The sequence below is a fragment of the Streptomyces sp. SP18CS02 genome, from assembly GCF_036322365.1.
Taxonomy (GTDB): domain Bacteria; phylum Actinomycetota; class Actinomycetes; order Streptomycetales; family Streptomycetaceae; genus Streptomyces.
The window spans coordinates 1-317 of sequence record NZ_JAQYXC010000032.1; the positions used below are offsets into that span (position 1 = coordinate 1).

General features: G+C 75.1%; 1 protein-coding gene. It reads right to left on the reverse strand.

Annotated features, from left to right (window positions below; translation table 11 throughout):
• Positions 1 to 317, reverse strand: a 317-nt coding sequence (locus tag PUR26_RS00070) for an adenosylcobinamide amidohydrolase (RefSeq protein WP_329867996.1), incomplete at both ends; no start/stop codon positions are given.

A 317-nucleotide genomic window follows, 5' to 3' on the forward strand; every position in this document is an offset into this window, starting at 1 on the left:
GCGTCGGAAAGCGCGACGGGAACCGCGGCGATGACGTTGATCGTGCCGGGCTTCGCCGGCACGGGCGTGCCCTCGGCCGGGGAGGCGGCCCAGCCACGGACCGTGACTCCTGCGGTCGCGACCGCCTCGACGCCTCCGTCTAGCACCTGGGCGAATCCCGAGACGTCGGCGGCCGTCATCCTCCCCACGCCACTCCAGCGCGCGCCCGCGGCGTCGGCCATCCGGGCCAGGTGCCGGGCGGGGTCGGTCCGGCGATAGCCGTGGGCGACCTGAGCGTTGAGAACCCAGGCCCGCTCCCCTACGCCTCCGCCGAGAAC